At 60.1% G+C, this 24,970-nt stretch carries 20 protein-coding genes, 1 tRNA gene and 1 pseudogene; 5 read left to right on the forward strand and 17 right to left on the reverse strand.

Going from position 1 to position 24,970, the window contains the following annotated elements; translation table 11 throughout:
- Position 1: 1 nt before the first annotated feature.
- The 6 genes from ATY79_RS18310 to tesB all read right to left on the reverse strand — a co-directional run bounded on the left by ATY79_RS18310 (position 2) and on the right by tesB (position 7,551).
- Entirely contained in the window at positions 2-805 is an 804-nt protein-coding gene (locus ATY79_RS18310) for an exodeoxyribonuclease III (RefSeq protein ID WP_088693017.1), read from the reverse strand.
- 122 nt (positions 806-927) lie between these two features.
- The gene (locus tag ATY79_RS18315; RefSeq protein ID WP_088693018.1) at positions 928-1,599 is read right to left on the reverse strand and encodes an outer membrane lipoprotein carrier protein LolA; all 672 of its coding nucleotides are present in this window, start codon (positions 1,597-1,599) and stop codon (positions 928-930) included.
- A 138-nt stretch (positions 1,600-1,737) separates the two neighbouring features.
- Positions 1,738-4,398: a DNA translocase FtsK gene (locus ATY79_RS18320; RefSeq protein WP_088693019.1), complete on the reverse strand. Its 2,661-nt coding sequence runs from the start codon at positions 4,396-4,398 to the stop codon at positions 1,738-1,740.
- 245 nt (positions 4,399-4,643) lie between these two features.
- Complete coding sequence (locus ATY79_RS18325) at positions 4,644-6,077, reverse strand: ammonium transporter (RefSeq protein ID WP_088693020.1); 1,434 nt, start codon at positions 6,075-6,077, stop codon at positions 4,644-4,646.
- Positions 6,078-6,104: 27 nt separating this feature from the next.
- Positions 6,105-6,455, reverse strand: coding sequence for a P-II family nitrogen regulator (locus ATY79_RS18330; RefSeq protein WP_019280527.1), 351 nt, complete (start codon positions 6,453-6,455; stop codon positions 6,105-6,107).
- 211 nt (positions 6,456-6,666) lie between these two features.
- Positions 6,667-7,551: an acyl-CoA thioesterase II gene (gene tesB, locus ATY79_RS18335; RefSeq protein ID WP_088693021.1), complete on the reverse strand. Its 885-nt coding sequence runs from the start codon at positions 7,549-7,551 to the stop codon at positions 6,667-6,669.
- A 53-nt stretch (positions 7,552-7,604) separates the two neighbouring features.
- On the opposite strand from tesB, the gene ATY79_RS18340 reads away from it, so the two are divergent.
- The gene (locus ATY79_RS18340) at positions 7,605-8,852 is read left to right on the forward strand and encodes a ubiquinone biosynthesis hydroxylase (protein WP_280950892.1); all 1,248 of its coding nucleotides are present in this window, start codon (positions 7,605-7,607) and stop codon (positions 8,850-8,852) included.
- A gap of 17 nt (positions 8,853-8,869) precedes the next feature.
- Here ATY79_RS18340 and ATY79_RS18345 read toward each other — a convergent pair whose 3' ends face one another.
- The 4 genes from ATY79_RS18345 to ATY79_RS18360 form a co-directional block, all read right to left on the reverse strand.
- Positions 8,870-9,058: a Trm112 family protein gene (locus ATY79_RS18345; RefSeq protein ID WP_007528286.1), complete on the reverse strand. Its 189-nt coding sequence runs from the start codon at positions 9,056-9,058 to the stop codon at positions 8,870-8,872.
- Between the two features lie 9 nt (positions 9,059-9,067).
- Positions 9,068-9,736 (reverse strand): LON peptidase substrate-binding domain-containing protein, encoded by a 669-nt coding sequence (locus ATY79_RS18350; protein ID WP_088693023.1) that lies wholly within the window; start codon positions 9,734-9,736, stop codon positions 9,068-9,070.
- 112 nt (positions 9,737-9,848) lie between these two features.
- Positions 9,849-10,814 carry a thioredoxin gene (gene trxA / locus ATY79_RS18355; RefSeq protein WP_088693024.1) on the reverse strand — a complete coding sequence of 322 codons (966 nt, stop codon included), beginning with the start codon at positions 10,812-10,814 and terminating at the stop codon, positions 9,849-9,851.
- 53 nt (positions 10,815-10,867) lie between these two features.
- On the reverse strand, positions 10,868-11,377 hold the full coding sequence (locus ATY79_RS18360) for a prolyl-tRNA synthetase associated domain-containing protein (protein WP_088693234.1): 510 nt from the start codon (positions 11,375-11,377) through the stop codon (positions 10,868-10,870).
- Between the two features lie 254 nt (positions 11,378-11,631).
- Here ATY79_RS18360 and ATY79_RS18365 point away from each other — a divergent pair.
- The 3 genes and pseudogenes from ATY79_RS18365 to ATY79_RS18375 form a co-directional block, all read left to right on the forward strand.
- Positions 11,632-11,706 (forward strand) — tRNA-Gly (locus tag ATY79_RS18365).
- 684 nt (positions 11,707-12,390) lie between these two features.
- Complete coding sequence (locus ATY79_RS18370; protein WP_088693025.1) at positions 12,391-15,744, forward strand: AAA family ATPase; 3,354 nt, start codon at positions 12,391-12,393, stop codon at positions 15,742-15,744.
- 27 nt (positions 15,745-15,771) lie between these two features.
- Positions 15,772-15,898 (forward strand): annotated as a pseudogene (locus ATY79_RS18375) (IS110 family transposase); the annotation flags it as partial.
- 86 nt (positions 15,899-15,984) lie between these two features.
- Here ATY79_RS18375 and ATY79_RS30935 read toward each other — a convergent pair.
- The 7 genes from ATY79_RS30935 to ATY79_RS18405 form a co-directional block, all read right to left on the reverse strand.
- Positions 15,985-16,158, reverse strand: coding sequence for a hypothetical protein (locus tag ATY79_RS30935; RefSeq protein WP_189637150.1), 174 nt, complete (start codon positions 16,156-16,158; stop codon positions 15,985-15,987).
- A 114-nt stretch (positions 16,159-16,272) separates the two neighbouring features.
- Complete coding sequence (locus ATY79_RS18380) at positions 16,273-17,322, reverse strand: Ldh family oxidoreductase (protein WP_088693026.1); 1,050 nt, start codon at positions 17,320-17,322, stop codon at positions 16,273-16,275.
- Between the two features lie 34 nt (positions 17,323-17,356).
- Positions 17,357-18,322, reverse strand: coding sequence for a hydroxyacid dehydrogenase (locus ATY79_RS18385; protein WP_088704553.1), 966 nt, complete (start codon positions 18,320-18,322; stop codon positions 17,357-17,359).
- 77 nt (positions 18,323-18,399) lie between these two features.
- Positions 18,400-19,389 carry a 4-hydroxythreonine-4-phosphate dehydrogenase PdxA gene (pdxA, locus tag ATY79_RS18390; protein ID WP_088693028.1) on the reverse strand — a complete coding sequence of 330 codons (990 nt, stop codon included), beginning with the start codon at positions 19,387-19,389 and terminating at the stop codon, positions 18,400-18,402.
- Between the two features lie 32 nt (positions 19,390-19,421).
- On the reverse strand, positions 19,422-20,555 hold the full coding sequence (locus tag ATY79_RS18395; RefSeq protein WP_088693029.1) for an iron-containing alcohol dehydrogenase: 1,134 nt from the start codon (positions 20,553-20,555) through the stop codon (positions 19,422-19,424).
- A gap of 352 nt (positions 20,556-20,907) precedes the next feature.
- Complete coding sequence (locus ATY79_RS18400) at positions 20,908-22,095, reverse strand: exo-alpha-sialidase (RefSeq protein WP_088693030.1); 1,188 nt, start codon at positions 22,093-22,095, stop codon at positions 20,908-20,910.
- Positions 22,092-23,012 (reverse strand): dihydrodipicolinate synthase family protein, encoded by a 921-nt coding sequence (locus ATY79_RS18405; protein WP_088693031.1) that lies wholly within the window; start codon positions 23,010-23,012, stop codon positions 22,092-22,094. Before ATY79_RS18405 ends, ATY79_RS18400 begins: the two co-directional genes overlap by 4 nt.
- Before the next feature lie 306 nt (positions 23,013-23,318).
- Between ATY79_RS18405 and ATY79_RS18410 the strand changes: the two genes are divergently transcribed.
- The gene (locus ATY79_RS18410) at positions 23,319-24,968 is read left to right on the forward strand and encodes an ABC transporter substrate-binding protein (RefSeq protein WP_088693032.1); all 1,650 of its coding nucleotides are present in this window, start codon (positions 23,319-23,321) and stop codon (positions 24,966-24,968) included.
- Positions 24,969-24,970 lie beyond the last annotated feature (2 nt).

Raw genomic sequence — 24,970 nt, forward strand, 5'->3', positions numbered from 1 at the left:
ATCAGAGATTGAAGTGCGCCGTGACCGGCACGTGGTCGGACGGCCGTTCCCAACCGCGCGCTTCCTTCAGAATGTCGATGCGCTGCAGGTGCGGTCCAAGGTCCTTTGAGCTCCAGATATGGTCAAGGCGGCGGCCGCGATCAGCCGCTTCCCAGTCCTTGGCGCGATAGCTCCACCATGTATAGAGCTTTTCGTTCTCCGGAACGTGCTGCCGCATCAGGTCAAGCCAGGCGCCGCGCTGCATCACTTCGAGAAGACCATCCGTCTCTATAGGCGTGTGGCTGACGATCTTGAGCAGCTGCTTGTGTGACCAGACATCATGCTCAAGTGGCGCAATGTTGAGGTCGCCGACGAGGATTGCCGAGGTGTTTGCTTCGCCATTTGCCTTGAGTTGCTTCATCTCGTCGATGAAATCGAGCTTGTGCCCGAACTTCGGATTGATCGTCCGATCCGGTTCGTCTCCGCCGGCAGGTACGTAGAAGTTATGCAGGCGAATACGCCGGCCACCACGTTCGAAGACGGCCGAGATATGGCGCGCGTCGCCGACGTTGCAGTAGTCCTGGCGGTGGTCCTCGACCAACGGAAAGCGCGACGCGATGGCAACGCCGTGATAGCCCTTCTGGCCATGGATGATAATGTGTTCGTAGCCCATCGCGCGCAGCGGCGAGGCAGGAAACAGGTCGTTCGGAACTTTCGTTTCCTGGAGGCAAAGGATGTCAGGCTTATGCTTGAGGACGAATTGCTCGACGATCGGCATGCGAAGCCGCAGAGAGTTGATATTCCAAGTCGTAACCGAGAAGCCCATTCGATTGCCTTTCAAAACCGGACGAACTGGCTTTAGAGCAAAGGCTGTGCCGATGGAACGGATGCCGCAAAAGAAAAACGCCCCGCGGATCGCAGGGCGTTGTTCTTGCAAAGCAGCTGAAATCAATCTCGGTAAGCGGCCGTTCCCGGGATCACCTCGTAGGGCACCTTGAACACCTTGTCGTCGAACTGGACGCCGGTCTTGACGTTGAAGACCATCACGGACGTGTCCTTGCCCTGATTGTCGGTAATCGTCCACTGGCGGAGATCATAGGTCTTCGGATCGAACATCATCGTAATCGTCGAGTTGCCAAAGACGGTGTTGTTGCCGAGCGCAATCGTTGTCAGGTCGGATTCCTGCTTCACACTTTTGACTGATCCGGCCGAGAGATCGATATGCTGTGCCAGCAGCAGGCTGAGCGGCGTCTTCGACAGTGGGTAAAGATCCCAGGTCTTGAGCTTCATGTTTCCGACGGCGACATTCTTACCATCCGCGATGACACGGATCGGCGACGGATTGTCATAGTTGAAGCGCAGCTTACCGGGGCGCTGAATATAGAACTTGCCGCCGGTCTGCTCGCCGCGCGGGCCGAATTGAACGAATTCGCCCTGCATGGTGGCGACACTTGAGAAGTGATCAGCGATCGCCTGCGCGGTGGCCGCGCTTGAAGCTGCGGATGCCGCCTGCGCATAGGCAGCAATCGGGACCGAAGATGCCGCAGCGACGGCCAGCGTACCCAACAGATGGCGCCGGGTCAGCGAGATGCGGTCCAGGATGGAGTCGGAGTTGTTCATCTATGTCTCCTTTATGCAATTTGAATGCTGCGGAAACGCGGCGCCTTCATGGCGTAGTTCGCAGACCTGCATAAACTAACGGTTTCGGTGCGATCAGGTTTCCGTGAACGCCGGCGTCATTCAATTGCTGCTGACATTTCAGCGGTCGAGAATATCACCGTCAGTCGGAACCAGGATCTCGCGTTTTCCAGCATGGTTGGCGGGACCGATGATGCCTTCCTGCTCCATCCGCTCGATCAGTGATGCGGCGCGGTTGTACCCAATGCCAAGTCTACGCTGAATATACGACGTCGATGCCTTTCCGTCACGCAGAACGATCGCGACAGCCTGATCGTACGGATCGTCGGAATCTGAGAGATTGGACGTCCCGGCCGGACCGCCGCCGTAGTCGCCATCTTCGTCATCATCCGCCGTGATCGCGTCGAGATATTGCGGCGCGCCTTGCGTTTTCAGATAGGAAACGATCTCTTCCACTTCCATATCCGCAACGAACGGGCCATGGACACGCTGAATGCGCCCGCCGCCAGCCATATAGAGCATGTCGCCCATGCCGAGCAGTTGTTCGGCGCCTTGTTCTCCAAGGATGGTGCGACTGTCGATCTTCGACGTGACCTGGAAGGAAATACGCGTCGGGAAGTTTGCCTTGATCGTGCCGGTGATAACGTCGACGGACGGGCGCTGGGTAGCCATGATGACGTGAATGCCGGCGGCACGCGCCATCTGCGCCAGGCGCTGCACCGCGCCTTCGATGTCCTTGCCGGCGACCATCATGAGGTCAGCCATCTCGTCGATGATGACGACGATGTAAGGCATAGGCTGCAGATCAAACTCTTCCGTCTCATACATCGCCTCGCCGGTATGGCGGTCGAAGCCCGTTTGCACGGTACGCGAAATCACCTCGCCCTTGGCGAGCGCCTGCTCGACGCGACTGTTGAAGCCGTCGATGTTGCGGACGCCGATCTTCGACATTTTCTTGTAGCGCTCTTCCATCTCACGGACGGTCCACTTGAGCGCAACGACGGCCTTCTTGGGATCGGTGACGACAGGCGAGAGAAGGTGCGGAATACCGTCATAGACCGACAATTCAAGCATCTTCGGATCAATCATGATCAGACGGCATTGCTCTGGCGTCATGCGATAAAGCAGAGACAGGATCATGGTGTTGATGGCGACCGACTTACCGGACCCGGTCGTACCGGCGACCAGCAAGTGCGGCATCTTCGCCAGATCCGCGATCACAGCCTCACCGCCAATCGTCTTGCCGAGCGCCATGGCAAGCTTTGCCTTCGAACCTTCGAAGTCGCGCGAGGCGATGAGCTCGCGCAGATAGACCGTTTCGCGCGTGGAGTTCGGCAGTTCGATGCCGATCGCGTTGCGACCCGGCACGACGGCAACGCGGGCAGCGATCGCGCTCATCGAACGGGCAATGTCGTCGGCAAGGCCGATGACGCGAGACGACTTGATGCCCGGAGCGGGCTCCAATTCATAAAGCGTGACGACGGGACCCGGCCGAACGTGGATAATCTCTCCCTTGACGCCGAAATCCTCAAGCACGCCCTCGAGCATACGTGCATTCTGTTCCAGCGCATCAGCTGAAAGGGTCGAATCACGAACAACATTCTTCGGTTCCGCCAGCAAGTGCATCGAGGGAAGCTGGAAGCCTTCCGGACGAATGAAGGAGCCCTGTTGCTCGCGTTCGATGCGCGCGCCGGGCTTCGGCCGGGCGGCAGGCTGCACGACGCGCGGCTCGGCGCGGTCGGCCGGTTTGGCTGGCGCACGCATCATCCAGTCATCGTCGTCGGGCAGGATATCGGCCGGACGCGGCGGCATGTCGTCAAACGGCAGATCGTCGTCATCCTCGTCATCGTTGAGCGAAATGGATGGCGCAGAAACGACACGGCGCTGCGAGGCAGCGCGCGGGTCCATCGATGGTTCCATGCGCTCTCCGCGCGCGACTGGCGCCTTTGCGCGCACCGGTTCGTTCAGCTTGCCAAACTCGTCATCGTTGAAATCGTAAGGTGACTCGAAATCGTCCTGCCGTCGTTTGCGGGGGCCCATGCCGAGCAAGCGCCGCATCCGAGCCTGGCTCATGTACCAGGCATGCGTCAGCGCGCCGACGGCAAGCCAGCCACCTTCATCGTCATCCTCGTCTTCATCGCCAACCGAGCGCAGCTTCGAACGCGTGTTTGCATATTCCTCCTCGGCCTCGTCTTCATCGTCCTCGCTACGGCCGACGAGACCGGCAGCAAACAGCATCATCCAGACTGTCGGGATGGCAAACACGCAGCCCACCGCGGTCGCAAAGGCCCCGGTCGGATAAGCGCCAACAAAGAGCGCAGGAAACCGCAAGATCATATCGCCGACAACGCCACCGATGCCGTTGGGGATCGGCCAGGTGAGCGGCGGCGGGAAGCAGCCGATAACGGCGGAGGAAAGCACAGAACCCGCCCCCCACGCGGCAGCGCGCGCCGGGATGCGGCTGATGCGACGACCTGAGATCAATGCCAGAGCCCACGCCACAACAGGCAGGAGTGCCACGACACTGGCAAGGCCGAAAAACTGCATCGCGATGTCGGCGAACGCGGCCCCGCCATAGCCCAGAACATTGGTCGGTTCGTTCCCGGTCGCATAGGAATAGCTTGGATCTGCAACGTTCCACGTCGCGAGCGCCGCGACTGCCAATGCGAGCAGCAGAAAAATCGCGAAGCCAACAAGGGTCTGCGCCTGCCGGAACATGAAACCCGAAAGGGAAAAACGGTCCGGCCGGCCATCCATTGCTGGCGATGTGCTTCTTGCCATGTGTGTACCCGTTCAATGCGTGAGAGCGTGCGAATCGCCAAGCGTCTGCACCCAGTACCTTCGCCCCACCTAATCAGAGGACGGTTAAAGCGGTATTAACCATGCCGCCCCCCCCCACATCTTGCACCGGAAAATAAAAAGGCCCGAACCTATGGAGGTCCGGGCCAAGAGCGGACTATTCGAACGAATAGGCCGCGACGGGCTGTTCAGCGGCGCCTGCTTACGCAGGCGCCGCAATGCCTTGATTACGCGTGGTAAGCGGCTTCGCCATGGGTCGAAAGATCGAGACCTTCGCGCTCGGCTTCGACGGTAACGCGCAGGCCGATGACGACATCGACGATCTTGTAGAGGATCGCGGAACCGATACCCGACCATGCGATCGTTGTCAGAACGCCCTTCAGCTGAGCGAGAACCTGGGTCGCCGTACCCGGATAGCTGGCTGCGAAATCAGCCGTCGAATAGTCGACAATGCCTGCGCCGCCGAGCGCCGGGTTAACCAGGATACCGGTGCCGATCGCGCCGAGGATACCGCCGATGCAATGTACGCCGAAGACGTCGAGCGAGTCGTCGTAGTTGAACTTGTTCTTGACGACGTCGACGAAGAAGTAGCAGACCGGCGAAACGATGAGGCCGAGAACAATCGAACCCATCGGGCCGGCGAAGCCAGCAGCCGGAGTGACGGCAACGAGGCCAGCGACGGCACCCGAAGCTGCACCGAGCATCGAAGCCTTACCGCGTGCGAAGTTTTCGACCAGGCACCAGGACACAGCGGCAGCAGCCGTTGCAACAAAGGTGTTGATCATCGCGAGCGAAGCAAAGGAGTTGGCTTCGAGGTTGGAGCCAGCGTTGAAGCCGAACCAACCAACCCACAGAAGCGATGCACCGACCATGGTAAGCGTCATCGAATGCGGAGCCATAATTTCCTTCTTATAGCCCGTGCGCTTGCCGAGCATGATGGCACCAATCAGACCGGCAATGCCGGCGTTGATGTGGACGACCGTGCCGCCGGCGAAGTCAAGTGCGCCATAGGAGAAGATCAGGCCCGACGGAGAGGTGTAAGAGCTCGGACCGCCCCAGAACCAGACCATGTGTGCCATCGGGAAATAGACGAAGGTGACCCACAGAACGACGAAAAGCATGACAGCCGAGAACTTGATGCGCTCGGCAAAGGCACCGACGATCAGGGCTGGCGTGATGCAGGCGAAGGTCATCTGGAAGCAGACGAAGGTCAGTTCCGGAATGGCCACGCCCTTTGTGAAGGTCTCAGACAGGGTCGTCGTGTTGACGCCGGCAAGGAAGGCCTTCGAGAAGCCGCCGACGAAGCTGTTGAGCGAACCGCCGTCCGTGAAGGCCAGCGAATAGCCGTAGGTAACCCAGATGATCATGACCACGGCCGTGATCATGAAAACCTGCATGAGAACCGAGAGCATGTTCTTGGCGCGAACGAGGCCGCCGTAGAATAGCGCCAGGCCCGGGATGGTCATCAGCAGGACGAGAACCGTCGAGACGAGCATCCAGGTGTTGTCGCCCTTGTCCATCGTCATCGCAGGAGCAGCCGCGGCAGCAGCAGGCGCAGCTGTCGTGGCAGCGTCCTGGGCAAAGGCAGCGACCGGCGCCAGCAGCGCAGCGGAAGCAGCGCCAAGCCGCGCAAAATTGGAAGAAAACTTCGAAATTGACATTGAAAGAGGCTCCCTTGCTCTGCCGCCTTACAGCGCTTCTGTGTCGGTTTCGCCGGTGCGGATGCGCACGGCATGGTCGATCGAATAGACGAAGATCTTGCCATCGCCGATCTGGCCGGTCTTGGCGGATGACGCGATGGCCTCGACGGCCTTGTCGACGAGTTCGGAAGCAACCGCGATTTCGATCTTGAGCTTCGGCAGGAAGCTGACCGCATATTCGGTGCCGCGATAAATCTCAGTATGCCCCTTCTGGCGCCCGTAGCCCTTCACTTCGGTCACGGTCAGGCCCTGAATGCCGATCGCCGTGAGGGCTTCGCGCACCTCATCCAGCTTGAACGGCTTGATAATGGCCATCACAATTTTCATCTGGTTTCCCATCCTTCGTTATCCTCGGCACGGAGCCGACTCTCCTTGCCGCTGACGTTCCCGAACAGCGACCGAGGATATACATTCAAGGGGCGTGCCAGATTCGATGGGATAAGCTAACTATTTGAAAAATAAGCATCATATAAATTTGCGTTAATTAACAGGCAAATGATTGCCTAATAATCGCTCAAAAAATATCCGAATGAATAAATATGCCTACAATTTATTCATTTGCCGTTTTACGAATCAGACCCTCCTGCGCTACCGACGCAATCAGGACGCCTTCCCTCGTAAACAGGCTACCGCGCGTCAGTCCCCTTGCGCCGGAAGCCGAAGGGCTATCCTGTGTGTAAAGAAGCCAATCGTTGAGTTTCGAGGGCCGATGAAACCACATCGAGTGATCGAGACTGGCGACCTGGATCGTCTGGTCGAAGATCGACGTTCCATGCGGATAGAGCGAGGTATCGAGCAGCGTCATGTCCGAGAGATAGGCGAGAATGGCCGCCTGATAGTAACGATCGTCGGGAACCGGTCCCGTCGGTCGCACCCAGATATGCTGCACCGGGTCTAGCTTCTTGTCCGAGAAATAGTGCGTGAGCGATATCGGCCGAATCTCGATCGGCCGTTCGCGCTCCCAGTATTTGCGTATCGGCGCTGGCGCGTTGGCAAGAAACTGCGCCGCGATCTGCTGTTCGTCGAGCAGCTTTTCAGGAGCGGGAACATCCGGCATGGTGATCTGATGATAGAAGCCGGGCTCCTCGATCTGAAAGGAGGCCGACAGAGCGAATATCGCCTTTCCATGCTGGATGGCGACGGCGCGACGCGTGTTGAAACTCGACCCATCGCGAATCCGCTCCACCTGATAGACGATCGGCACCGAGGGATCGCCCGGGCGCATGAAATAGGCGTGCAGCGAATGCACGATACGGTCACGCTCCACCGTGCGCTGTGCCGCCATCAACGCTTGCGCGATAACCTGACCGCCGAAGACACGCTGCCAGCCAACCTGAGGGCTGCGCCCACGAAAGATGTCGACCTCGATCGCTTCAAGATCCAGCGTGGAAAGCAGCGTCTCCATCGCAGTCGGTTTTTCGGTGTCACGCGTCATTTTGTATAGCTCCGGACGGTAGGAAGTGCGGCAGCGATGATCTATATAGATCAATACGATATTCACAAGAAACGGAACGGAACTCCATGCGGGACATGCTGGTTGTAGGCGCGGGTTATGTCGGGCTCTCCGCTGCCGTGGCGGTCAAGCAGGCGGCGCCTCATCTCGATATCGCAGTCGTGGAAGCAGCGCCTGCCGGCGTATGGCAGAAGGACATGCGCGCCTCGGCCATTATCGCTGCCGCCACCAGGATGCTTGAGGTTTTCGGCATCTGGGACGAGATCGAGCCGGACGCTCAGCCGATCACGAAGATGATCGTCACCGATTCGAAGGCAGCGGATCCCGTACGGCCGGTTTTCCTGACCTTCGATGGCGAAGTGGAGGACGGACGGCCTTTCGCGCATATGATTTCGAATGTCACGCTCGTCCGGGCGCTGCGTGGAGCATGCGAGCGTCTTGGCATCGAGATTCGTCACGGCTTCGGCGCGACCGGCCTTTCCGTTGCCGATACGCATGCGACAGTCACTGCCTCTGATGGCAGCGTGATGGAAGCTCGGCTCGTCGTCGCCTGCGACGGCGTCCGTTCGCACCTAAGGGACTTGGCAGGCATCAAGACCGTGTCCTGGGATTACGGTCAGTCGGGGATTGTCACGACGGTCGAGCACGAGCGTCCGCATCACGGCTGCGCGGAAGAGCATTTCCTTCCGTCGGGACCCTTTGCGATCTTGCCGCTGAAAGGGAACCACTCGTCACTCGTCTGGACGGAGCCGACGCCGGAGGCGAACCGTCTTGTCGCATCCGACGACCTCATCTTTGAAGAAGAGCTGGAGCGTCGCTTTGGTCACAAGCTCGGTAGGTTGAGGACGGTCGGCGACAAGCGCGCCTTCCCCCTCGGGCTGACGCTTGCGCGGGCTTTTGTGGCCCCGCGCGTGGCGCTCGCCGGTGATGCGGCTCACGGCATCCATCCAATTTCCGGTCAGGGCCTGAACCTCGGCTTCAAGGATGTTGCCGCCCTTGCCGAAACCATTGTCGAGGCTGATCGGCTTGGCCTTGATATCGGCTCGATCAATATTCTCGAGCGCTATCAGGCATGGCGCCGCTTCGATACCTTCCGCATGGGCGTCACCACTGATGTGCTCAATCGGCTCTTCTCGAACGACCTGGCGCCGCTGCGCATCGCCCGCGATTTCGGCCTGGGTATCGTCGATCGGCTACCCGGCCTCAAATCGTACTTCATCGGCCAGGCGGCCGGCACGACCGCCAGCGACAATCCCCGCCTGCTGGCAGGGCAGACGATCTAGAGGCTTTCAGGGTTAAATCAGTCGTCCAGCTCGCGTGCCTCCGAGACCAGCATGATCGGAATGCCATCACGGATCGGATAGGCGAGGCGTGCCTTCTCCGACACGAGTTCGTTGTGCTCGCGGTCGTAAGTCAGCCGCCCCTTGGTCAGGGGGCATACCAAGAGCTCCAGAAGCTTCGGGTCAACGCGGCTGAGTTTTTCGTCCATGAACCGGTTTTACTGCAGAACGGTGTCGGAGTCACCGAAGACGCGCGCCAGCACGATCTCGGTGATCGCGATCAGCGTTTCGGCCCGCGTCTTCAGATCGGGCGCCTCGAGAAGCGCCTGCTTCTCGGCCGGTCCGAAGGGAGACATCATCGCCAGCGAATTGACAAGGGTCAGGTTGCTGGCACGCTCGACGCTCTCCCAATCAGCCTCCAGCTTGTTTGCATCAAGATAGGACTTGAAGGCAGCGAGAAGCGCCGCACGATCAACCGCATCCTCCTCGTCGCGCGCGGAAAGATCGGCAATGAAGGGCGCGATACGGAAGGTTCGGAAGGGTTGATGTGTTTCCTTCTCCTCAAGCAGGCGGAAACGGCAAATCCCTGTGAGGGAGACGATATAGCGACCATCGCCCGTCTCAGCGAACGAGGTAATGCGCCCGAGGCAGCCAACGGGGGCCAGGTGAGCCTCACCCTGCCCTTCCTGGTCGCCAAGCGCCGGCTGGACCATGCCGATCAACCGATTGCCGGACAGAGCGGCATCGAACATCGCAAGATAGCGCGGCTCGAAAATATTGAGGGGCAACTGCCCTGTCGGCAGCAGCAGAGCGCCGCCAAGCGGAAAGACCGCGATCGTATCAGGCAGATCGCCGGGCTTCAGATATCGTGCATTCCCCACTTGCATAGAGACTGGTCCTGCATTGCCGGCAGGCGCGACACGATGCGCCCACACAAACGGGAATGTGGGGCCTCCCTCCAAAAACGCAAGGGCGGCCGGCCGAAACTTGAAATCCGAATCACGAAAACAGCATGGCGGAAAGCTTACGCCGCGCCGAGACCGTCGCGGGATCCTTGAAGCCCCAGACGTCGAAGAATTGAAGCAACTGCCGGCGTGCGCCGTCGTCGTCGAAAGCACGGTCCTTGCGCATAATGTAAAGCAGGTGTTCCGCCGATTCTTCGCGCCGGCCTTCGACGTTGCGGATCTTGGCAAGCTTCAGACGGGCTTCGTGATCGTCGGGATTGCGCGCCAGATCATGCTCCAGGGCGACGGGATCACCGAGCTTGCGCGCTTCCTCGATCTGATCGAGCTTCTTCGAAACCGCCAGGATCGCTGGATCTTTCGCCATTTCCTCCGGCAATTCCTTAAGCGCCTCACGCGCACGCTCGTGCTGGTTTGCTGCAATCATGCATTCGGCCATTCCCGCCAATGCCTTTGCATTCTCCGGATCGGCCTGCATGACGGCACCGTAAAGCTGTGCGGCACCGTTGATATCACCGGATGCCAACAGCTCGTCCGCTTCCTTGAGGACGCCTTCGATTTCGGCCGCCTGATCGGCGCCGGCCGGACCGGCGATGCGATCGATGAACTGGTTGATCTGGCTTTCCGGCACGGCGCCCATGAAGCCATCGGCGGGACGACCACCGACGAAGGCGATCACGGCCGGAATCGACTGGATACCGAGCTGCCCGGCGATCGAGGGATGGTCATCAATGTTCATCTTGACCAGCTTGACGCGCCCTTGCGCTTCATTGACGACCTTTTCGAGCACCGGAGTCAGTTGCTTGCAGGGACCGCACCAGGGCGCCCAGAAATCGACGAGAACCGGCTGGTTGCGCGATTCCTCGATGACATCCTTCGCGAAAGTCGCAGTCGTCGTATCCTTGATATAACTGCCCGCGTCGGCAGCCGGGGCCGCCCCGTAACTCGCCGCTGCCGTCATCTGACCAAAGGAATTGCTGTAAGGATTGTCGTTGCCGCTCATGGATATCTCCCGCCGTGCCGGTCAGCCGGCTTTTCTAGCGCTAAAATCGTATGTCAGGACGTCACTTTCAAGACAAGCGGCTTATGCCCTGTCGCTTCCATAAAGCGAATGAGATCGTCGCTCGCGATCGACGTCGTGGCATCATTGGATAGCGGATGACAATTGATGATCTCGTCTTTCATCAGATTTGCGTCAAGAACGAACGTCACGTTTCGGCCCGTATCATTGATCGCCCCGAAAGCCGTGACCGAACCCGGAGCCACACCAAGATACTCCATCAGCTTTTCCGGCTTTCCGAATGAGACCTTGCTGGCTGCACCAATCAGCGTGTGCACGGTCTTTAGGTCCACTGTCGCGTTTTCCTCCACCGTCAGCAGGAAGAACTGATCTTTCTTGTCTTTGACGAAGAGATTTTTCGTGTGGCCTCCAGGAATCTCGTCACGCAGCGCGACCGATTCGGCAACCGTGAAGACGGGCGCATGGTGTTTGGTGCTGTGATTGATCTCAAGACCATCGAGAAAGGCAAAAAGGTCATCTCTGGTCTTCGGCGTCGCGTCGGTCATCATAAAAATCCATACAGTGGGGAGAGTGACAGGATGCCTGATTACGTCTCGCCACTATCTTTTGCAACGCTCGTGGTCGACGCTTTGCCCTGCATTTGCGGCACTTCCGATACCTTCGAACGAAGCCTGGAAATTTTTCTTCGAATTTCCGTCATTTCCCTGTTGCATTTGAAAATCGTTTGGGCGATATAGCGCCCGTCGCCGCAAGGTGGCGCCCACGGTCCTCACAACTACCCCGGACCGATGCGGATTGAGCGGGTGTAGCTCAGGGGTAGAGCACAACCTTGCCAAGGTTGGGGTCGAGGGTTCAAATCCCTTCGCCCGCTCCAGTTTTATTAAGGAAATCAAGTGAATAATTATACCCGCCGCAAGGCGGCGTTGTTGTTTGAGCTGCGTGTCGCCACCATCGAAAAGCCTTTTGAGCCGTGTAGTCAAAGCTATCTGCAAAAACGGGCTAGACGCGTTACCATTTGCCCTGAAGGAACCGCCGGGACAATTCCACTTCGGTCAAGGATGATCCTCTTGCCCGACCAAGAGTGCCGGAGGTCTTAAAATCCCTCGGTCATACGGGTTCGACCCCGTCGTCCGCACCATATTGAAATCATTACTAGAAATTTCGCTAACTCGCTCCGCTTCAGAGAGCGATGGCCTATATTGGGGCCTATGAAGCCCGCTGTGCGCATGGGCTGGCCTCCCGCATCTTTCATCGTTTAGTCCTACCCCGTTTTTCGACGATAACCGCTGGCGTGAGAGGCCCGGAGGGACTCCGACCACTTTCGCGGTGGTTACGCCAGCAACCTGCAAGACTTCGCGCGCTACGATCCCGGCGGTCGTTACTCAGAGCCTAAAACTGGCCCGCATGAGGCCAAAATCTTCAACATGTGGATTCGTCCGCTGGACCACACAAACATTCCTAAGCGATCTTCATTCTCTTAATCTGACGCCCACGCTTCGCCACTAGACACGACGCCCCTACTAGGGGATTATCCTGCCAAGCGATGTGAGGCGCAGCCATGGATCTCGGTGGATGGCTTCGCGGTCTCGGGCTCGGCGAATACGAGACAAATTTCCGAGACAACAAAATCGACGCGGAACTGCTGCCGCGGCTGACGGACGCTGGCCTTAAGGACATCGGCGTCTCCGCTCTTGGCGACCGGCTGCGCTTGCTCGATGCGATTGCTGCGTTGGCTCAAGCAAATCCGCTTGTCAACGGTGCTGCTTCTTCATCGAAGGCCGCGGCACTCAAGGCCGAAGAGTCGGCCGAACGCCGTCCGATCACGGTCATGTTCTGCGATCTTGTGGGATCGACCGAACTTGCCGCGAAGCTCGACCCGGAAGACTGGCGCAACCTCCTCAACTCCTACCTCGACGAGGCTTCGACGGCGGTGACCGCGCTTGGTGGCCACGTTCTGAAAAAGCTTGGCGACGGTCTGATGGCCCTCTTCGGCTACCCCCAAGCGCAGGAGAACGACGCAGAACGCGCGGTGCGGGCGGCGCTCGCAATCCAGCGGGCGCTCGCGGAGATAAACGTCAAGAATTGCCGCAAGGGCGTGCCAGAGCTTTCGGCGCGGATCGGCCTCGAGTGCGGGCCTGTGGTCGTGGAGGCTACAGGAGAGGTGTTCGGCGACGCGCCGAACGTTGCGGCGCGGGTACAGACTGCCGCCACGCCGGGCTCGGTGCTTGTCACCACGAACGTCCAGCGCCTGGTTGTTGGACTCTTCGTCGCCGAGGAGCAAGGCGCGAAGAAACTCAAGGGCCTGCCTGAGCCCGTCCAGCTCTTCCGCATTGTTCGGGCCAGTGGCGGCGGCAGAAGAGGCGGCGCTCGCGCGCTTACGCCCTTCATTGGCCGCGAGGAGGAATTAAGCGTGCTTGCTCGCCACTGGGAGCGCGCACGGAAAGGAGAAGGCCAGCTCGTGCTCATTGTGGGCGAACCGGGGATTGGCAAGTCGCGGCTCATCGAGGAATTCCGCTCGAAATTGACGGAGACGCCTCATACCTGGAGCGAGTGGAGCGCTTCACAGCTTCTGCAGAATACCCCGCTTCATCCAATCGCCGAATGGGGCAGGCAACGCTTCGGGATGGACGCTCCTGCCGAGCAGCGCCTCGCAGATCTTGAGAACACGCTGCGGCTGGTCGGCCTCGACCCTGTGGAATACGCGCCCCTGATCGCGCCGCTCGTGGATATTGCGTTGCTGCCGGAACGCGCGGCAAACTTCGCACCCGAGGAGTTGCGGCGAAGGCAACTGGCGGCAATGACCGCCTTCGTTTTGGCTGGGGCGCGGTCTCAGCCGGTTGTGATCGCTTTCGAGGACCTCCACTGGGCCGATCCTACATCACTCGACCTGTTGCGAGCTCTTGCCGACCGCGGTGCGCAGGCGCCGCTCCTTCTGCTGGCGACGGCCCGTCCCGGGTTCCGTCCGCCCTGGAGCCTGCGCTCGCACCACAGCCTAATCTCTCTGTCGCCGTTGGACCGAGCTGGCGTCGCGCGCATGATCGGCGAAATCTCTGCCCAGCATGCTCTCTCCAAAGATGTGATCGAGGGAGTGAACGAGCGCACAGGCGGCGTGCCGCTGTTCGTCGAGGAAGTGATGCGCCTGCTGCTCGAGCGGGGCGAGCAAGCCAGTGCGCAGGCAATCCCGCCGACCTTGCAGCAGTCGCTCGCCGCGCGCCTGGATCGGCTCGGCCCGGCGCGTGAGGTCGCGCAGATCGGCGCAGTGCTTGGACGCGATTTCACATACGGGCTGCTGCGTAACGTTGGCGAACTCGGCGAGCCCGCGCTACAAGCTTCGTTGGAGCGGCTCGCCGACGCCGACCTTCTGTTCGTCGAGGGCGCGCCGCCTATCGCAACGTATCGCTTCAAGCACGCGCTGATCCAGGACGCGGCTTTCGACAGCCTCCTCAGGAGCCGCCGGCAGGCGCTGCACCGGCGCGCCGCGGAAATCCTGCGCGACGATCCAGAGCGCGCGGCGGTGGAGCACGAGGTCATCGCGCATCATTTCACTCAGGCCGGGCTCGACGACCTGGCGATTGAATGGTGGGGCAAGGCGGGCGACGAGGCATTGCGCCGCTCTGCATTTCAGGAGGCAATCGCCCATCTCGGCAAGGCTATCGCGATGGCGGATAGGACGGGGGGCGTAGCGTGGGCTGCTGCGGGAGACGCCGCCGCCTTGAACCGCAGCCGCCTGAAGCTGCAGATTGACTACGGCCAGGCAATGATGTTTTCCAAAGGCTACGGCGCCGAGGAAACGCAGGCCGCTTTTGCCGACGCCCTGAAGATCGCGGTAGAGACAGCGGATCCCGCGGGGCGATTTGATGCTTACTTTGGAATTTGGGCCGGAAGCCTAGATCGAGGTGACCTGGCGCAGGCGCGGCAAATTGCCGAAACGTTCCGACGGGAAGCAGGGGATGAGGCCTATGCGCCGAGTTTGGCTCGAGCCTGTGTCTGCTTAGGCTCGACTATAGCGACGCAGGGCGATCCCGCTGGGGCGCGAGCGCACCTTGAGGAGGCGTTGAAAATTTACGATCCCGGCTGGCATCGCGAGGCCAAGCTACGGTTCGGCTCGGACGTTGGTGTCCTCGCCACGTCCTATCTTGCAGAAGCAAGCTGGTTGCTGGGCGACGTGGGGCAGGCGCAGGAGCTAATCGATCAGGCGGTCGCCGGCGCAATTCAATCGCAACATGCTACAACGGAAGGATTCATTTGCGGCCGCCGGGCTCTGCTTGAGGCCGTTCGCGGCGACGTTGAAGCCGTGCTGTCGCTGACAAAAACCATGGTCAAACTCAGCCAAGACCATGGGATCACACGATATGGGGCGTGGGGGAAAATGTATCACGGATGGGCGACTGCTCGGCTGGGAGATCGCGGGGCCGGTGTGAGCGAGTTGCAGGAAGGCCTGACGGACCTAACAGACCAAGGAAGCAAGTTCAATGTACCGCTCTACCAAGCTCTGCTTGCCGAGATCGAGGCAGAGATGGGGGAGCGCGCATTGAGCCGAATCGACGGCGCGCTAGCACTTGCACGCGAAACGGGGGAGCATTGGTCGGACAGCTTGCTACATCGCATCCGCGGCGAGATTCTGCTCAGGCTTGACCCTGCCAATCGGGCGGCGGAGCAAGCGTTTCGCGATGCCATCGCCGTCGCCCAAGCCCAGGGGGCGCGGAGCTTGGAACTGCAGGCGGCGCTAGGGCTGGCGAAGCTCTACCAATCGACCGCCCGCGCCGCCGGCACACGCGAGGTCCTCGCGTGTGCACTCGCAGGCTTTTCGCCAACGGCGGAGATGCCCGAGATCGCGGAGGCGCAGGCGTTGCTTGAACGTTTGGGCCGCGGCGCCGATGGGGCCATTCCAGAGAAGGGCAGAGCTACATAGCGTGACGGAGGTATGAGCGAAACCCGCAAGGTTGGCGATGCGATGGTGAGAACCGCATTGTTCGAGTCCGTGCACGTAATGCTGACGCGGGCGCTTTTCCAGTCTGAAGCGCTGGGCGCTTGATGTGGCCAGACGTCGCGGGATGAAGCGCGCGGTATGCGGCGGCAGCAATCTCGGGTCAGCTTATAGCACGACAAATATCGTCGGTTCTTGAGACCCCAAAAAGTGGTCAGCGGGGTTTCAATAGCGAGGCGACGTCCAGGCATTCTCCGCGGTTTTCTTGGTCGGAGCGGCGCCGCGCTCGTCTCCGCGCTCGGCATTGTCGCGATCCGCTTGCGCCTGCCGGTCAGCAATGTAGGGCGCCAGCATTTGCTCCAAATGAGCCGCGGTCAGGCCTGCTGCAAAGCTTCTCATCTCATCCCTCGCGATGTTTACGGTTTGTAAACATTTAGCGGCTTGCAGCGCCGATCGAAACGATGCGATCGAACTCTCCACGTGCTTTTGTCCAGCTAGGATGAGCGCTCGGAACTAGGGAATGGCCAGCCCGAGCCGTTCGGCATGCGGCGCCAGTGATGTCATGATGCTAGGGTGGAGCACGAGCCCTTCAGCGAGGGCGCTGCGCTTGCGCGCCAATCCATTCTCACCCGGCAGCCGAACGCGGGCAACGCCCGTCCTGGGCGGATTGCTGCGGCATGCGTCGGCGAGCCAGCCGGTCTGCCGCAGAAAGGCATCGCGACCGCCAAAGGCATCAGGATCAAAAACCTGGACGGTGACAGCGGCATTCGTACCCTTCAGCTCGTCGACACGGCCAAGACCGGCAAGGCCTTGTGTGAAGGCTTCGACATGAAGTGCCATACCGTAACCCTTCTGGCCGTGATCGAGCCCTCCGACCGGCATGAGCGTACCGCCGCGTTCAATCACCCGCGGATCACGGCTGGGCTCGCCGTTTTCATCCATCAGCCACTCATGATCATATTGCCGGCCCTCGCGAACTAGACGCTGCGCCATATTGACCGTTGTGATCGAGGCGCTGATGTCGATCAGGATCGGATCGCCAGGCGTCGGAATACCATGGGCGACGGGGTTCGGCGTGTAGACACCCTTTCGTCCCCCGAAAGGAGCGACCTGCGCCCCCGATGGGCTGGAGCTTGCGATGCTGACCATATAGCCGCGATCGGTGGCGATGGTGAGATAGGCGGCAAGGCAACCGATATGATGGCTGTCCGCAATCGCGATCGTCGCTGTGCCGTAAGTCGCCGCGCGCTCGCAGGCAAGCTTCACGGCCTCCGATGTCAGCCAAGCACCGGGAAGGCGGCGTCCCTGCCACGCGATGGCAGGCCCGCGGTCGGACACCACCTCAGGCACGCCTTCACTCTTCATCACGCCATCGGCGATACTTTGGAGATACCAGCCTGCCAATGCCAGACCATGCGTCGTGTGTCCCATCAGATCGGCTTCAAGGAGATAATGGGCAACGGCGGCCGCTTTCTCTTCCTCGAGCCCGGCAGCAGCAAACAGTGCCAGCGCAAACTGGCGCAGCCCATCTGGTGCGTAGCGGAGGTCGGATGTCTCGCCCATAGCTTTCTCCATCAGTTGCCGGCAATAGACCGGGTCAGCGCGCCAGAAAGCGCGGGTGAAGCGTCCCACCATCGAGCGCCGTCAGCACGTTCTCGGCCGACATGATCGAAACGGTGCGTTTGGCATCGAGCGTGACGCCAGCGACGTGCGGTGTCACGAGCGTGTTCGAGAGCTGTAACAGCGGATTGTCGATACCAGGCGGTTCAACGGCGAAACTGTCGAGGCCGGCTCCGGCGAGGCGCCCCTCTTCGAGGGCGGCAATCAATGCCTTCTCATCCACGACTTCGCCGCGCGCCGTGTTGATCAGGAATGCGCCCTGCTTCATCAAGCCGATGCCGCGGGCGTCGATCAGATTTTGCGTCTCAGGTGTCAACGGACAGTGCAGACTGACGATATCGGAATTCGCAAGAAGCGTATCGAGATCTGTTTCGCGGCCGACCTCATCGCCAAAAGCGCTGTCTGGCGCGTGCGGATCGAAGGCCGAGACGGTCATGCCGATCGCGCCAGCCATTTTCGCGAGCGCCTGGCCGATGAAGCCGAAACCGACGAGGCCAAGCCGCTGGCCACGCAACTCGCGCCCCTTGTACTGGTTCTTGTCCCAGATGCCGTCCCGGATCAGTGCATCCTGGTGCGGCAGATCCTTCACCAGCGCCATGATCAATGCAAGCGCGTGCTCGGCGACGGAGTGCCCGTTGCTGCCCGTGGTCATCGACACCGGAATGCCGAGCGCTGCGGCCGCCTTCACATCGATGTCATTCGTTCCGACGCCGTGCTTGGCGATATGCCGGAGCTTTCCGCCCGCCTGCATTTCATCTGGCCCGAGACGATCGGTCAGCAATCGCACGATGACGGCATCCGGTCGGTGGGTCTTCATTATTTCGATGACAGCTTGCCGGTCGATATAGGGCGGCGTGGCAATGACGCTTGCCCCGGCCTCTTCCAGAAGCGACCGACCTTCCGGCGCCAGTTCGCCACCGAGAATGACAACAGTCTTTTCCATCGCTCATCTCCTCCACCGAGCAAATTGTCAGCGGCGCAACGCTTGTGCCGCTGACAATGCGGCAAGCACCCGAAGCGTTAGGCCGCGCGTTGGCGTGGAGACCGCGCCATCAGCCGTGCATAGGCGATGGCCGAAAGCATGTTCACGTGATTCGCCTTGCCCGTGCCGGCAATATCGAAGGCCGTGCCGTGATCAACCGACACGCGATCAATCGGCAAGCCGAGCGAGACGTTGACCGCCGTGTCGAAGGCGATGAGCTTGATCGGGATATGGCCCTGGTCGTGATACTGCGCGATGACGAGATCGAAAGCGCCGCTATAGGCGCGTGCAAAGACCGTGTCCGCCGAGATCGGACCAACGACATCGATCCCCTTCGCTCGCGCCAGCTCGACGGCCGGGGCCAGGAACTCGGTATCCTCGGTGCCAAACAGACCGTTTTCGCCGCAATGCGGATTGAGGCCGGCGACTGCGATGCGCGCCTTTTTGCCAAGGCGCATGAAGTGATCGTGTCCTGCCTCGATCGTTGCCAGCACACGCTCGGTCTTCGCGCGCTCGATCGCGCCCTTCAGCGAGATATGGGTAGAGACGTGGATGGTGTTCAACCGCTCTGAGGCGAGCAACATGAACGAGCTCTTGGAGCCCGTCAGGTGCGCCAGCAGGCCGGTATGACCGTCATAGTGATGGCCGGCAAGATTCATTGCTTCCTTGTTGATCGGTGCGGTGACGATCACATCGGCGTCGCCTGACATCGCAAGATCAACCGCGCGGCTGATATAGCGAACCGAGGCATCGCCTGCGACCGGGCTGACCTTGCCGATTTCGGGCAGCGGTGCGCCGAGGTCCACTTCGTCGACTGCAATCTTGCCGGCACTCACTGCATCGACCGGCGCAAAGGAAAGTCCGGTCGCTGCCGTTCGATTGGCGCGCTCGAGCGCCTCTGTATTGCCGACGATGACGAAATCACGTCGCTCCTGCTCCCGCATCGTGGCGAGCGCCTTGACGATCACCTCGGGGCCGACGCCCGCAGGATCGCCGAGCGTCACGGCGACTTTCGCATTTCTGTCCATCACTCACGGTCCTCTTTGAATGGAAACGCGCTTTAAAAGGCGGCTCCGTAGATCGAGCGGATATCGGCGCGCGACAGGTCGCGCGGATTATTGTCGAGCAGGCGACGGATGGCAAAGGCATCTTCGGCCATCGCATCCAGATCGCTTTCCGGAACGCCGAGGCCGGAGAGCTTCATCTCAATCCCGAGTTCGGCACAGAAGGAATAGGCGGCATCGAACACAGACGCGATCTCGTCGGAGGTCCTGCGGCCAAGCGCGTCCATGACGGCACGGGTCTTTTCGGGCACGGCCGGGGTGTTGAATGCGAGGACATGCGGAAAGATCAGAGCGTTTGCCGCGCCATGCGCCACGTGCCAGCGCGTCCCGAGCGGATAGGCGAGCGCGTGACCACCGGCTGTGTTGACCGGTCCGAGACAGAAGCCGCCATACAGCGAAGCAAGTGAGAGACCCGCACGTGCTTCGGCGTCGGATCCGTCCTTGACCGCACGGGCAAGATACTTTCCGACCAACCGCGTGCCCTCGATCGCATAAAGGTCGATCATCGGATGCGCCTTGCGATTGGTGAACGCCTCGACACAATGCGCCATGGCATCAACGCCCGTCGCCGCGGTCGTGCGCGCTGGCACGCTAAAGGTCAACGCTGGATCGACAACCGCGATATCGGCTAGCATGTGCATGCTCTCGACCGCGAGCTTGGCCTTCGTCTTCGGGTCGGTGACCAGAGCCCTGATACCGGCTTCGCTTCCCGTGCCTGATGTGGTCGGCACTTGCGCAAGAGCAACGCGGCGCGGCCCCTGGACCTTGTTCGGGCCGACAACTTCATGAAGCGTTTGCGATGAGCCGGCAAGCACTGCCGCGAGCTTGGCAAGATCCATCGCGCTCCCGCCGCCGAAGCCGACAACAAGCTGGGCATCTGCCGCATTCGCCGCCGCTAGCACCTTGTCGAGATTGGCAATGTCAGGCTCGGGCGTCACATCGGCAAAGACCGTGACCTTGCCCTTGAGGGCAAGCGCATCGACACGCGTCGCATTGAAGGCATCGGAAATGACGAGGATCCGATGATAGCCCCTGTCGTTCGCCCACTTGCCGAGCCGCTCCGCCGTACCGACGCCGAACTCGATCAGATGCGGTCGAACGATTGTGATAGGCGAATCCAAGCTAACCACCGGACCAGTCCTCCCCCTGCGATTGCTAGCGACGCCTCGGTCGCACAAGATGTAAATTTGTTATACAATGATCCTGTATTTGGCAAGCGACCACATTCACAAGTGCCGAAATAAATTGCGTTTTCGCTAATCACCGCGCACAAAAGCAACGCTCGCGCATCAGTTAACTTACTGAAATAATCAAACAAACGGATACGATCCGTTGTTTGATGACACCAAGGCGGGGACCACACTCAATCCTTGGAAGAATGCCACGAAAGTTGTCAAAACAGGCACCAATCCGACGCGCCTCATGCTCTGAGGAAGCCGCGTCGGATCGATGAGGTTCCCAACTGACAACCTGGTGAAGACCTCAGGCGATCGCGTCTGCCGAAAGCCGGACGTATTTTATGGCTCGGCGATAGTAGGTATAGGCAATATGCATGCTGCCATCGGCCCCCTGAACAATCGAAGGGTAGGAAAACTCGCGGTTCACCGAGTCTTTCGAGTTGTTGCTCAGGCAATATCCATCGCCGGTATCGAGGTCGATACGACGTGGGAAGCTGGCGCCGCCGTCGTTGGAGAAGGCGAGGCTTAGCGGCGCGCGGGGAACGCCCCAGACGGCCTTGCGGCGTTCGATAGCCGGCGCCGGTGCCACCTTGATCTCCTCGTCGCCCTCGATCTCGTCGTAAAGCGACTGGCGCCGGGCGTCCGACGTCGAGGCATTGGAATGGTTGTAAACCATTGCTATCACGCCATTTTTAAGCCTTGTCGCCTGGATTGAAGAGTTGTTGTTCGGAAGATCGATCGGCTGCGGCGCGCTCCAATGCTCGCCACCGTCACTCGAGCGGCTGGACAAGACCGATTCGGCGAACCGATTGCGATAGAAGGCGACAAGACAGTCGTCGTCGGTCGGCACGATGTTCATGTGGACCGCCCCAATGCTGTCCGGGACCTCGGTCAGGTCCCAGCTCTCGCCTTGGTCGCCGGAGATCAGCACGCCTGCCGTATCCACGTCGCCAGTCCAGCGTTCGCCGGGCACTCCAATGCAGCGAAAGACGGGCAGGAGCCAGGAGCCGGCCTCGTTGACGATGATCGGCTGGCGAACGAAGGTGCCTGGGATGTCGCAGAGAACACGGACCGCTCCAAACGTTTTGCCACCGTCCTCGGAGATCCGACATTTGACAATGGAACCATCCTGATTCCCCGAGGTCTGCGAGGTGTAAAGCAGCCAGACTCTTTGATCGGGAGCCGTGAAAATCAGAGGATTCTGCTCGGATTTGGTCGGGTCATCGGACATTTTCTCCGGCTGCGACCAAACATTGGCATCCGCAGCAAGCCGCGACATGTAAATGGAAATGTCGCCCATGCCCTCCATCGTGCCACCGAACCAAACGCAGGTGAGCGTGCCGTCAGGCAGAAAGGCGAGGTTGGCGGCATGGTTCTGAATGCAAGGGGAGGGCAAATAGGCATCTGCGCGCCCCTTTCCGTTCGCGTTCGCGACGATCTCTCCGGTCATCAGCGCCGGAACGGCCTCGGGTGGTAAAGCTGTGGAGCTCATGGTCGCGCTCCCTGTGGCAGCTTGGCGTAGGCTTCGGAAAGCGCGGCATAGTCAGCATCACTGATCGGCATCAGGGGCGCACGCGTGCGCTTCCAGGCAGCGTTGCCGGTCTTCAGGCTGACCATGGCCTTGATGGTCGGGATCTGCACGTAGGAATTGGAAAGCGTTCTATAGGCGTTGATGCGGGCCTGAGCGGCCTCGACTGCGCCGGCCTGCGTCTCGTCATGCACCTTGTCGTATACGGTGCGCAGCGAATCCGCGACGAGATTGGAGGTTGCCGTGATGCAGCCCGCGCCTCCAGCCTTCAGCAGCGGCAACAGCAGCGGATCGGCGCCCGCCAGCACGGAGAAGCCCGGATAGGCTGCGACGATCGCCTGCATGTTATTGAAATCGCCAGCAGATTCCTTGATTCCAACGACCGTGTCGGGGAAGGCTTCTATCAACCTGCCGATCAGCGGAATCGAAAGCGGAACGCCCGAGACTTGCGGGATGTGATAGAGAATGACCTGCAGCCGGGCGTCGGCGATCTTTTCCAGAACCTGCGAGTAGGCGGTAAACAATCCGTCGTCGGAGACGCCCTTATAATAGAAGGGCGGCAGCATCACGACCTTTGTCACACCGAGTGAAAGAGCGTGCTTGGTCAATTCGACGGTTTCAGGAATGGCAACGACACCAGTCCCGGGGAGCAACCTGTCGGCCGGCACCCCTGCCTTGAGCGCCGCCTCGAGGATTGCCCGGCGCTCGGCGGAAGAGAAGGAATTTGCCTCACCCGTCGTGCCAAGCAGGGCGACGCCATGGCACCCTTCCCGCAACAGTCGCTGGCAGTGCTCGGTGAAAAGGCTGAGATCGGGGCTGCCATCCGCATTGAGTGGCGTCGCGGCGGCGCTAAATACGCCTGTAATCTTGTGATTGCTCATATCGTCCTCCTCGGATGAACGCCGCGAAAAAGGCGGCAACGGCCGGAAATCCGACCCGCAAGCTGGCGTTTTCTTCATCCTCTGAAGCCGTGTTGTCAATATGACAATACAGAGAGCTTCAGTTGTGATTTTTTAACATATTGAAAAAATTACAGAAAATATTTCGTTCCCTTTGACGCAGGCAGAGAACATTAATTTGTGTTGACATATTTACATTATCGCGCGAGTGTCTGCGCCATGTCGTGACGCACTTTCGGGAACAGAGTGAAAGTGGTGCCGTCACTGATTTTGTCATGGGAGGACACGATGACTGATCGCAATGAAGGGAATATTGCGCAGAACGCGCAGATGTCGCGTCGCGAAGCGCTGAAGCTTGGCCTCGCCGCCGGCGTCGGCCTTACAGTCTTCGGCATGAACGCACGCATCGTGCTTGCCGACGACGTCCAGGTTCTGAAGGTCGCTAATCCGGCGTTCAACCAGGATTGGTCGCCATTGCGCGGTGGTGGCGTTCCGTTCCGCTGGAATTCGATCTGGTGGGCCTCGCCGATGTATTTCGACAGCGAAGGCAAGATCAAGCCATACGTCTTCAGCAGCTGGGAATCATCAGACAACAAGGTCTGGACCTTCAAGATCGATCCCAAGGCTGTCTTCTCCGACGGCAGCAAGATCACCTCGGCCGACATCAAGGGATCCTGGGAAGTCGCCTCCATGCCCAATACCAAGAGCCAGCGCGCCGACCAGGTGCTGAGCAAGGTTCAGGGCTACAAGGAAATCGGCGCCGGTTCCGGCAACGAGCTGACGGGGGTCGCCACGCCTGATGAAGGCACTGTCGTCGTGACGCTGGCTGACGTCGATCCGATCTTCTTCATGCGCCTGGCCAACCACATTGTCCCGATCACCAAGGCCGCGCAGTCGCGCGGCAGCGACGGCGAGGAAGTGACCGACTGGTACAAGCCCGACAATAGCGCCGTTTATTCCGGCCCGTTCAAGCTGACCAGCATCGACATCGATGCCGGCAAGCTGGTGTTCGAGCCGAACGAGAACTTCTTTGGCCCGAAGCCGAAGCTCTCACGCATCGAAATCACCTCGATCGAAGACAACGTCACCGCGACGTCGCTGATCAAGTCCGGCGAATTCAACGCCCACACGGAATTGGTCACCTCGACGATCATCCAGGACCTCGGCCCTGAATTCTCCGCCGGCCCGCTGATCCCGACCAGCCAGCACTTCTGGTTCAACGTTTCCCGCGCGCCGATGGACGATCCAAAGGTTCGCCAGGCGCTGATCATGGCGATCGATCGCGACGGCCTCTTCAAGGCTTCCTATCCGGATGGCCCGCATAAGAAGGCCGACCAGATCCTGAATTCTGTGCCCGGTGCCGACAATTCCGGCTTCGAGCCCTATCCATACGATCCTGCAGCCGCCAAGAAGCTGCTTGCCGAATCGACCTACGGTGGTCCCGAGCGGCTGCCGAAGATCCTCTTCGTCGGCATTTCGGCCCCTGCCATCGAGGCTGCGGCCCAGTTCATCGCCGAGCAGTGGCGCCAGAACCTTGGCATCACGGCGGTCGACATGAAGCCGCAGCAGGACTCCTATGCAGGTCCGGACCAGAATGCTGTCCAGATCTTCCGCGATGACGTCGGCACCCGTGTTCCCGATGCCGTTTCCTATCTCGCCGGCTGTATCGCCTCGACCTCGTCGAACGCGCAGAACAAGCTTGGCGGCTACAAGAACGACAAGGTCGATGCGGCACTTGCCGAAGCCGCGACGAAAGCCGTCGATGATCCGCAGCGCGTCAAGCTCGCCCAGGATGCTCAGAAGGCATTCCGCGACGATTGGGCATTCATTCCATGGTATTCTCAAGCGATGTCCCGCTGGGCCACCAAAGATGTCAAGGGAATGGAAAAAAACCTCGACTGGCAGGTCGTGGCGCCCTGGGACATTTCGATCGGCTGAGC

This window comes from Rhizobium sp. R693, assembly GCF_002211315.1.
GTDB lineage: Bacteria > Pseudomonadota > Alphaproteobacteria > Rhizobiales > Rhizobiaceae > Rhizobium.